The 5,550-nt window shown below is 62.5% G+C and carries 4 protein-coding genes; all 4 read left to right on the top strand.

The features are described from left to right. The coding region (locus tag ACE3S9_RS14075; protein WP_374547106.1) for a nitrate reductase subunit alpha at window positions 1–2,948 on the top strand (2,948 nt) is incomplete at its 5' end. Window positions 2,949–2,959: 11 nt separating this feature from the next. Next, window positions 2,960–4,483 (top strand): nitrate reductase subunit beta, encoded by a 1,524-nt coding sequence (gene narH / locus ACE3S9_RS14070; RefSeq protein WP_374547105.1) that lies wholly within the window; start codon window positions 2,960–2,962, stop codon window positions 4,481–4,483. Continuing rightward, window positions 4,483–5,262: a nitrate reductase molybdenum cofactor assembly chaperone gene (narJ, locus tag ACE3S9_RS14065; RefSeq protein ID WP_374547104.1), complete on the top strand. Its 780-nt coding sequence runs from the start codon at window positions 4,483–4,485 to the stop codon at window positions 5,260–5,262. The genes narH and narJ overlap by 1 nt, the downstream gene beginning before the upstream one ends. Then, the coding region (narI, locus tag ACE3S9_RS14060) for a respiratory nitrate reductase subunit gamma (RefSeq protein ID WP_374547102.1) at window positions 5,255–5,550 on the top strand (296 nt) is incomplete at its 3' end. The genes narJ and narI, both read left to right, overlap by 8 nt.

Genomic DNA, 5,550 nt, shown 5'->3' with positions numbered 1-5,550 from the left:
ATCGCGGCGCCAAGAGCGCGGTGATCTGCCCGGATTATTCCGAAGCCGCGAAATTCGGCGACATCTGGCTGTCGGTGAAACAGGGCACGGATTCCGCGCTCGCCATGGCTTTCGGCCATGTCATCCTCAAGAAATTCCATGTCGAGCGGAAGGTCGATTATTTCGTCGATTATTTGAAGCGTTATACCGACATGCCGATGCTGGTGAAGCTGGTCCGGCAGGACGGCAGACTTGTGCCCGACCGTTTCCTGCGCGCCAGCGATCTCGACGGCGCGCTCGGCGAGACCAACAATCCCGAATGGAAGACGCTCGCCTTCGACGTCGGCTCCGGCGAGTTGGTCGCACCGCGCGGCACGGTCGGCTTCCGCTGGGGCGAGCAGGGCAAGTGGAATCTCGAAGCGAAACGCTCCGATGGCGCGCCGGTCGATCTGGCGCTGTCGCTGGCCGACCGCGATCATGAACTGGTCGATGTCGCCTTTCCTTATTTCGGCAATATCGAACACGAGCATTTCACCCATACCGACCACGACAGCGTGCTGAACCGCCGCATCCCGGCGGCCCGGCTGGCGACGGTCGAGGGCGCAATTCTGGTCGCTTCGGTCTATGACTTGTTCCTCGCCAATTATGGCGTGGATCGCGGCTTCGGCGGCGACAATGTCGCGAAGACCTTCGACGACGACGCGCCCTATTCGCCGGCCTGGGCGGAGAAGATCACCGGCGTCTCGCGCGACAAGATCATTCGCGTCGCCAATGAATTCGCGCTCAATGCCGAGAAGACCAAGGGCCGCTCGATGGTCATCATCGGCGCGGGCATGAACCATTGGTACAATTGTGACATGAACTATCGCGGCGTGATCAACATGCTGGTCATGTGCGGTTGCGTCGGCCAGTCGGGCGGCGGCTGGGCGCATTATGTCGGACAGGAAAAGCTGCGTCCGCAATCGGGCTGGGCGCCGGTCGCCTTCGGGCTCGACTGGGGCCGTCCGCCGCGTCAGCAGAACGGCACCTCGTTCTTCTACGCCCACACCGACCAATGGCGCTACGAGACGCTGAGCCCGAAGGAATTCCTTTCGCCCACGGCGCCGGTCGGGCCGTGGGACGGCGCCATGATCGACTATAACGTGCGCGCCGAGCGCATGGGCTGGCTGCCCTCCGCGCCGCAGCTTGAACAGAACCCGCTGACCATCGCCGCCAAAGCCGCCGCAAAGGGGCTGGAGCCGAAGGATTACGTGGCGCAGGCTCTGGTTTCCGGCGAGTTGAAAATGTCCTGCGACGACCCGGATAATCCCGCGAACTGGCCGCGCAACCTGTTCGTCTGGCGCTCCAACCTGCTGGGCTCATCCGGCAAGGGTCACGAATATTTCCTCAAGCACCTGCTCGGCACGTCGCATGGCGTGTTGGGCAAGAATCTCGGCGAGGAAGGCCGCGCCAAGCCGCAGGACGTGACGTGGCGCGATGAGGCGCCGGAAGGCAAGCTCGACCTGCTGGTGACGCTCGATTTCCGCATGTCCACCACCTGCGTCTATTCGGACATCGTGCTGCCGAGCGCGACCTGGTACGAGAAGGACGATCTCAACACCTCCGACATGCACCCGTTCATCCATCCGCTCGGCGCGGCGGTCGATCCGGCCTGGGAATCGCGCTCGGACTGGGAGATCTACAAGGGCATCGCCAAGGCCTTTTCCAAGGTCGCGCCGGAAGTGCTCGGCGTCGAGAAGGATGTCGTGCTGACGCCGATCATGCATGACTCGCCGGCCGAGATCGCGCAGCCCTTCGACGTGAAGGACTGGAAGAAGGGCGAATGCGCCGCGATCCCCGGAATGACCATGCCGGCGGTGAGCGTGGTCGAGCGCGATTATCCGCATATCTACGAGCGCTTCACTTCGCTCGGCCCGCTGATGGACAAGCTGGGCAATGGCGTGAAGGGCATCGCCTGGGAGACGCATGAGGAGGTCGAGAATCTCAGGAAGCTCAATGGCGCGGTGGAGGCGGGGCCGGCCAAGGGCCTGCCGCGCATGATGACCGCCATCGACGCGGCCGAAGCCGTGCTGATGATGGCGCCGGAGACCAATGGCGAGGTCGCGGTGCGAAGCTGGGAGGCGCTCGGCAAGACCACTGGCCTCGATCACGGCCATCTCGCTCTGCCGAAAGAGGATGAAAAAATCCGCTTCCGCGACATTGTCGCTCAGCCGCGAAAGATCATTTCGGCGCCGACCTGGTCGGGGCTCGAAAGCGAGCATGTCTGCTACAACGCCGGCTACACCAATGTCCACGAACTGATCCCCTGGCGCACCGTCACCGGGCGCCAGCAGCTCTATCAGGATCATCTGTGGATGCGGGCCTTCGGCGAGGCGCTGTGCGTCTATCGCCCTCCTGTGGATACCCGCGCGGTAAAACCGGTGATCGACAAGCATCCGAACGGCGAAAAGCAGGTGGTGCTGAACTTCATCACGCCGCACCAGAAATGGGGCATCCACTCGACCTATACCGACAATCTGCTGATGCTGACGCTGTCGCGCGGCGGACCGATTGTCTGGATCAGCGAGACGGACGCGAAAGCGGCGGGGATCGTCGATAACGACTGGATCGAAGCCTATAATTCCAACGGCGCCTTGGTCGCCCGCGCGGTGGTGTCGCAGCGCGTGAAACAGGGCATGTGCCTGATGTATCACGCGCAGGAGAAGATCGTGAACGTGCCGGGCTCCGAGACCACCGGACGGCGCGGCGGCATCCACAATTCCGTGACGCGCGTGGTGCTCAAACCGACACACATGATCGGCGGCTACGCCCAGCAGGCCTATGGCTTCAACTACTACGGCACGATCGGAACGAACCGCGACGAATTCGTGATCGTGCGCAAGATGAAGAAGATCGACTGGCTCGAACGGCCGCTCGACCCAAATCACAAGGGCGCGTCGCGCGGCCCTCTGACTCACGTTGCGGAATAGGAGCTGACATCATGAAAATCCGCGCGCAAATCGCAATGGTGCTCAATCTCGACAAATGCATCGGCTGCCACACCTGCTCCATCACCTGCAAGAATGTGTGGACCAGCCGTGAGGGCGTCGAATACGCCTGGTTCAACAATGTCGAGACCAAACCCGGCGTCGGCTATCCCCGCGAGTGGGAAAACCAGAAGAAATGGAACGGCGGCTGGAAGCGCAATGCCAACGGCTCGATTGAGCCGAAGATGGGCGCCAAATGGCGGGTGCTGGCGAAGATTTTCGCCAATCCGGACCTGCCGGAAATCGACGATTATTATGAGCCTTTCACCTTCGATTACGAGCACCTGCAAAAGGCGCCCGAACTCGAAGCCTTCCCCACCGCGCGCCCGCGTTCGCTGATCAGCGGCGAGCGGATGGAGAAGATCGAGAATGGTCCGAACTGGGAGGAGATTCTCGGCGGCGAATTCTCCAAGCGCTCGGCGGATTATAATTTCGAGGGCGTGCAGAAGGAGATGTACGGCCAGTTCGAAAACACCTTCATGATGTATCTGCCGCGCCTGTGCGAACATTGCCTCAATCCGGCCTGTTCGGCGTCGTGCCCCTCCGGCGCGATCTACAAGCGCGAGGAGGACGGCGTCGTCCTGATCGATCAGGACAAATGCCGCGGCTGGCGCATGTGCGTCTCGGCCTGCCCCTACAAGAAAATCTATTACAATTGGTCGACCGGAAAATCGGAAAAGTGCATCCTTTGCTATCCGCGCCTTGAGGCCGGCATGCCCACGGTTTGCTCGGAAACCTGCGTCGGCCGCATCCGCTATCTCGGCGTCATCCTCTATGACGCCGACCGCATCGAGGCCGCCGCGAGCGTCAAGGACGAGAGCAAGCTCTATCACTCGCAGCTCGAAATCTTCCTCGATCCGAATGATCCGAAGGTGATCGAACAGGCCCGCGCCGACGGCGTGCCGGACGCATGGCTGGAGGCCGCGAAAAATTCGCCGGTCTGGAAGATGGCAATGGACTGGAAGATCGCCTTCCCGCTGCATCCCGAATATCGCACCCTGCCGATGGTCTGGTACGTGCCGCCGCTGTCGCCGATTCAGGCCGCGGCGGAGGCCGGCAAGATGGGCATGGACGGCGACATGCCGGATGTCCGCTCCTTGCGCATTCCGCTGCGCTATCTCGCCAATCTGCTCACAGCAGGCGACGAGGCGCCGGTGGCGCTGGCGCTGGAGCGCATGCTGGCCATGCGCGCTTTCATGCGCGCAAAAAACATCGACGGCATGATCGACGACGCGGTCGCCGCGAAAGTCGGCCTGACGGCCGAGCAGATCGAGGAAATGTATCGCATTATGGCGATCGCCAATTACGAGGATCGCTTCGTCATACCGACGACGCATCGCGAATGGGCCGAAGACGCCTATGACCTGCGCGGCTCCTGCGGCTTCAGCTTCGGCAACGGCTGTTCGGAAGGCGAGACGCCGAGCCTGTTCGGCGGCAACAAGACGCCGAAAATCTTCAAGCCGGAGGAGGTCGCCTGATGCGCATTTTCAGAGCCCTTTCCGCGCTGCTGTCCTATCCGACCGAGGATATGGTCGCGGCCCTCGACGAGATCGGCGAGGCCATTGCGGCCGAGCGTCTCGTTCCCGAGTCCGAGCGCGCCGCCTTGCTGACTCTCGTCCACGACCTGCGCAGCCGCGAACTTTATGACGTGCAGGAAGGCTATGTCCTGCTGTTCGACCGCACGCGGTCGCTCTCGCTGCATCTGTTCGAGCATGTTCACGGCGAAAGTCGCGACCGCGGGCAGGCCATGGTCGATCTGCGCGCGCTTTACGAGGCCAAGGGCTTGACCGGCGTCGATAACGAACTACCGGATTTCACGCCTTTGTTCCTCGAATTCCTGTCCACGCTCGATCCCGCCGAGGCTTTGCCTCTGCTGGCCGAGCCGGCCCATGTCTTCACGGTTCTGGCCGAGCGGCTGCACAAGCGCCAGACGCCTTATGAGGCCGTGTTCCGCGCTTTGGCGGCTATGGCCAAAGTTGAGCCCGACGCGGAGTTGCTCGCAATCCTGCGCGCCGAGCCGGACCCCGCGCCGGACGATCTGGCCGCGCTCGACGCCGCTTATGACGAGGCGGCGGTTGATTTCAGCGCGCCGGCCGAGGGCGATTGCGGCCATGACGGGCTCGCCGCCAAATTACGCCAGGCGCGCCGCCCGGCGCCGGGAATCGTTCAAAACCCGACGCCCCGCACCGCTTTCACCCATTCGCATTCTCACCAAGCGCAATCTCACCAAGCGCCGGAGGACGGTCGCCATGGCTGACTATCTCAATCACCTGCTGTTCGGCTGGTATCCTTATCTCTGCCTGACCGTGTTCCTGCTCGGCAGCGCGATCCGCTTCGACCGCGAGCAATATAGCTGGCGCTCGGGCTCGTCGCAGTTGCTGCGCCGCAAGCAATTGATGTGGGGCTCCAACCTGTTCCACATCGGCATTCTGGTCATTTTCTTCGGCCATCTCGTCGGCCTGCTGACGCCGATCGCGATCTTCGACGCGCTCGGCATTCCGCACTCCTTCAAGCAAATGCTCGCTATCGTCGTCGGCGGCGTCGC

This window comes from Rhodoblastus sp., assembly GCF_041915505.1.
GTDB lineage: Bacteria > Pseudomonadota > Alphaproteobacteria > Rhizobiales > Beijerinckiaceae > Rhodoblastus.
The sequence above is the reverse complement of the archived record's forward strand: the minus strand, read 5'-3'. Positions and strand labels throughout refer to the sequence as shown.